General features: G+C 73.6%; 1 pseudogene. It reads left to right on the top strand.

The window, feature by feature from the left end:
- A pseudogene (locus tag ACI2K4_RS36160) lies at nucleotides 1-5446 on the top strand (beta-ketoacyl synthase N-terminal-like domain-containing protein); the annotation flags it as partial.

The following is a 5446-nucleotide window of genomic DNA, read 5'->3' as shown; positions in this document are numbered from 1 at the left end:
ATGTCGACCGAGGACGGGCTACGTCTCCTCGATATCGCGGAGCGGTCGGCGGACCCCCTGGTCGTGGCGGCGCGCTTCGACCCCCGATCCCTGGCCGAGGGCGGGCCCGGCAGCTCGGCCGAGCCGATGCTGCGCGACCACGCCCGCAGCTCCGCACCCCACAGGCGCCGCGACGTCGCCACCGTCCGGGTCGATCCGCAGCCGGACGGCCCCCCGCTGCCCGCGAGACTGGAGGGGCTGGGCGACACGGAACGGCACCGAGTGGTGCTGCGCACCGTGCGGGAGCACACGGCGACCGTGCTGGGGTACGACTCGGCCACCGGGATCCCTGCCGAACGGGGATTCCTGGACCTGGGCATCGACTCGCTCACCGCGGTCGAACTGCGCAACCGGCTGAAGGCCGAGACCGGTCTGCCGCTGCCGGCAACCCTGGTCTTCGACCATCCCGATGCCACTCGCCTCGCCCGGTATCTCGCGGGAGCACTGGCGCCGGACGAGACCGGCTACGCGCCCAAGGACGTCGGCCCGGACGGCGCCCCTGCTCCGGCGGCCATCCCCGCAACCGGCGCCGCCGGTGTGTCCGGGAGCCTGGAGTCGGCGGACGCCGCCGAGCTCTTCGACTTCATCGACCGGGAATTCGGCTCGGACTGATCGCCACCGCCTCCCGGCCCCGACGCCATTTGCCTGCCCGTAGGACCCTCTGACACCGCGGCAAGACCATGTGAGGCCCTGATGCCGGAAGATGACAAGCTCCTCGGCTACCTGCGCCGGGTTACCGCCGACCTGCACCACACCCGGGGACGGCTGCGAGAGATCGAGGCAGCGGCCCACGAACCGATCGCCGTCGTGGGCATGGCCTGCCGCTTCCCCGGCGGCGTCACCACCCCCGAGGAGCTGTGGGACCTCGTCCGGGACGGCGCCGACGCCATCACCCCGTTCCCCGGCAACCGGGGCTGGGACACCGAGGCCCACTACGACGCCGATCCGGACGCACCCGGACGCACCTACGCCCGCGAGGGCGGCTTCCTGCACGACGCAGGCGACTTCGATGCCGGCTTCTTCGGGATCTCCCCGCGCGAGGCCGACGCGATGGACCCCCAGCAGCGCCTGCTCCTCGAAGCGTCCTGGGAAGCCGTCGAACGGGCCGGCATCGACCCGGCCTCCCTGAAAGGCCGAGCCGCCGGCGTGTTCCTCGGCGCCGTCGCGCTCGACTACGGGCCGCGCCTGGACGCCGCCGACGGCCTCGAAGGCCACCTGATGACCGGCACCACCACCAGCGTCGTCTCCGGCCGCGTGGCCTACACCCTCGGGCTGGAGGGCCCGGCTCTCACCGTCGACACGGCCTGCTCCTCCTCCCTCGTCGCGCTGCACCTGGCGGTGCGTTCGCTGCGGCAGGGCGAGTGCGACCTCGCTCTCACCGGCGGCGTCACCGTCATGCCCACCCTCGGCACCTTCATGGGCTTCAGCCGTCAGCGGGGCCTGGCGCCCGACGGCCGCTGCAAGCCCTTCTCCGCCGACGCCGACGGCTTCGGCCCGGCGGAGGGCGCCGGCATACTCTGCCTCGAACGGCTCTCCGACGCCCGCCGCAACGGACACCACGTCCTCGCCGTCGTCCGTGGCACGGCGGTCAACCAGGACGGCGCCAGCAGCGGACTCTCCGCGCCGAACGGCCCCGCACAACAGCAGGTCATCCGGGCTGCGTTGACGGACGCCGGCCTGGACGGGCCCGACGTGGACGTGGTGGAGGCGCACGGTACGGGCACGAGGCTGGGTGATCCGATCGAGGCCGGGGCGCTCCTGGCCACGTACGGGCAGGGGCGCGACCCGGAGCGGCCGTTGTGGCTGGGGTCGGTGAAGTCGAACATCGGCCACACCCAGGCCGCCGCCGGGGCCGCCGGCATCATGAAGATCGTTCTCGCCCTGCGGAACCAGGAGCTTCCGCGGACCCTGCACGCGGAGGAGCCGTCACCGCACGTCGACTGGTCCGCCGGCACCCTGCGCCTCCTCACACGGTCCGTTCCCTGGCCGAGTGCCGGAGCGCCGCGCCGCGCCGGTGTCTCGTCCTTCGGTGTCAGCGGCACCAACGCCCACGTCATCCTCGAAGAGGCACCTGCGGAAGGTGCACCGGCCGACGAGGAGCCGGCGGAGGCCCTGCCGGCGGCTGAGGAACCGGGCGCGGACGCACCCACCGATCGGCCCTGGCCCATAGGAGTACCGGCCGACGGGGCCACCGTCCGGCCCCTTCCACAGGTGCCCTGGGTCCTGTCGGCCAAGTCTGCCGCCGCGCTGCGTGACCAGGCCGCACGACTGGCTGCCCACGCGGACCGGCACCCCGACCTGCGGCCCGCCGACGTCGGCCTCACGCTGGCCACCGCCCGCACAGTCTTCGATCACCGGGCCGTACTCCTCACTCCGGAACACGCCCAGGGTGCCGACCTGTTGCGGGAGTACGGGTCGGGCCAGGACCCCGTGGCACTCGTCTCCGGCACGGCCCGCGAGGGCGCAGGCCCCGTATTCGTCTTCCCGGGGCAGGGTTCGCAGTGGACCGGCATGGCCGTCGACCTGCTCGAAACCTCACCGGTGTTCGCCCGGCGCATGGCCGAGTGCGCCGCCGCGCTCGCGCCCCACCTCGGCGTCCCGCTGCTGGAAGCGCTGCGGGACGAGGCGGAACTGGAGCGTGTGGAGGTCGTCCAGCCCGCCCTGTGGGCGGTGATGGTCTCACTGGCCTCGGTGTGGGAGTCCTACGGCGTCCGGCCGGCCGCGATCGTGGGCCACTCGCAGGGCGAGATCGCCGCCGCGGTGGTGGCGGGGGCGCTGACCCTGGATGACGGCGCACGGGTGGTGGCCCTGCGCAGCCGGGCGCTGACGGCCCTCGCCGGCCGCGGCGGGATGGCCTCCGTCGGGGCACCTGAGGACGAGGTCCGCCGTGCCGTCAGCGCCCACCGGGGCGCTCTGTCCGTCGCCGTTGTCAACGGGCCCTCGCACCTCGTGGTCTCCGGCGACGCCGCCGCGCTGGACGAACTGCTCGCCGCCTACGAGGCCGACGGTGTGCGAGCCCGCCGCGTCCCCGTCGACTACGCCTCCCACTCGTCACATGTGGAAGAGATCCGCGCCGACGTCGAGAAGGCGGCGGCAGGGGTGTCCCCGCGCCCCTCCGACATTCCCTTCTACTCCACGGTGACCGCCGAGAAGGCCGACACGACCACGCTGGACGCCGCCTACTGGTACCGCAACCTCCGCTCCCCGGTGCGCTTCGAGGAGACCGTGCGCGTGCTGCTCGGCGAGGGCTTCCGGCACTTCGTCGAGATCAGCCCGCACCCGGTCCTCCTCCCCGGCGTGGAGTCCACAGCCGAGGACCACGGCAGCGCCGTGTCGGCCGTAGGGACTCTGCGCCGCGGCGACGCCGGTGAGCCCCGGCTCCTCAGGTCCCTCGCCGAGGCCCACGTCGCCGGAACGTCCGTGGACTGGGGCCGTGTCTTCGACACGACCGGCGCGCACCTCGTCGACCTGCCGACGTACGCCTTCCAGCGGCGCCGCCACTGGCTCGACTCCACCACGGCCGCGGCCGTCGACGTCGCTGCCACCGGCATGGAACCCGTCGTCCATCCGCTGCTCGACGCCGGCGTGTCCCTGCCCGACAGCGACGGTCATCTGTTCACCGCCCGCTGGTCGCTGCGTACCCACCCCTGGCTCGCCGACCACACGGTCGCGGACCGGGTGGTCGTTCCGGGCACGGCACTGGTCGAGACCGTGCTCCGCGCGGGCGACGCCGTCGGCTGCGACCGGCTCGCCGAGCTCAGCATCGAAACCCCGGTCGTCCTGCCCGCTGACGGCGGCCACCTGCGCGTCCAGATCACGGTGGGTGCTCCCGCGGACACCGGCGGCCGACGGGCCGTCGGGGTGTACGTCTGCGGCTCCGAGGGCGTCTGGGCACGCCATGCCCGTGCCACCCTCACGACCGAGGCGGGCTCACGCGAACCCGCCGGCCTCGAAACCTGGCCGCCCGCCGACGGAGCCCGACCGGTCGACACGGGTCAGCTGTACGAGCGGCTCGCCGCCGTCGGCCTGGCTTACGGGCCGGGATTCCGGGGCCTGGGATCCGTCTGGACCCGTGGTGGCGAGATCTACGCCGAGGCGGTCCTTCCCGATGAGGTCCGGCAGACCGCCGGTGGCTTCGGCCTGCACCCGGCGCTCCTGGATGCCGCCCTGCACGCCTGGCCGGCCGCCGCCGACGCCCTCACCTCCGCCGGACTGCCGTTCCTCTGGACCGGCGTGTCCCTGTACGCCACCGGGGCGTCGAGCCTGCGCGTGAGGCTTACACCGGTGACCGGCGGCGGCATGGCGGTGCTCGCGGCGGACGACTCCGGCCGGCCGGTGTTCTCGGCCGAGAGGCTCGTGACGCGCCCGGTGCCGGACGCCGGGAACGGCTTGGCCAAGGGCAGCCTGCACCGTGTGGACTGGACCCCCGCCCCCGCACCGGCCGCCGACGCGGAGCCCGCCACCGTTGCCCCGGTGCTCGCGGTCCTCGGCCCGGGCACCCTCGGTCGCGAGCTCGACGGGGCCGTCTCGCACCACGACGACCTGACCGCTCTCGCCGACCAGGTCACGCACGGCCGGTGCCCGGCACCGGCGTACGTCCTGACAGGCGTTGCCCTGGACCCGGGGTGTCCGTCCGACGTGGAGACCCGGGAAGGGGACACCGCACAGGAGGCTCTGGCCGCCGCCGGCCGTGCGCTGGCGCTCGTGCAGGCATGGCTGGCCGACGAGTCGTTCGCGGCGACCGGGGCCAAGCTGGTGCTGGTCACCCGGGGAGCCGTGCCCGCCCGGGCGGGAGAGGGCGTGCCGGACCTTGCGGCTACGCCCGTCTGGGGCCTGGTGCGGTCCGCGCAGTCCGAACATCCCGGTCGGTTCGTCCTGGCCGATCTGGACCAAGATCCCGCCTCGCTCGCCGCCCTGCCTTCCGCCCTCGCCACCGGTGAACCACAACTGGCCCTCCGGCGGGGCGAGATCCTCGTTCCGCAACTCTGTTCGGTCCCGGCAGAGTTGGAGCTCCCCGATGGTGCCTGGCAGTTGCGGACCACACCGGGTGCCGCCCTCGACGGAATCGGCCCGGCTCCGTCGACGTCGGCGACCCGACAGCTCGGCGACCGCGACGTGCGTGTCGAGATCCGGGCCGCGGGCGTCAACTTCCGTGACGTACTGATCGCCCTGGGCGTGTATCCGGATGCGGAGAACGCGCGGTTGGGCAGCGAGGGCGCCGGCGTGGTCACCGAGATCGGCTCCGCAGTGACCGGCGTCGCCGTCGGCGACCGCGTCATGGGACTGGGGGGCGAGTGGTTCGGCTCGTTCACCGTGGTGGATGAGCGGGTGGTGGTGGGGGTTCCGGAGGGGTGGTCGTTTGTGGAGGCTGCTTCGGTTCCGGTGGCGTTTGTGACGGCGTTCTATG

Origin of the sequence: Micromonospora sp. NPDC050397, assembly GCF_044901685.1 — a bacterium.
Taxonomy (GTDB): domain Bacteria; phylum Actinomycetota; class Actinomycetes; order Mycobacteriales; family Micromonosporaceae; genus Micromonospora_G.
The sequence above is the reverse complement of the archived record's forward strand: the minus strand, read 5'-3'. Positions and strand labels throughout refer to the sequence as shown.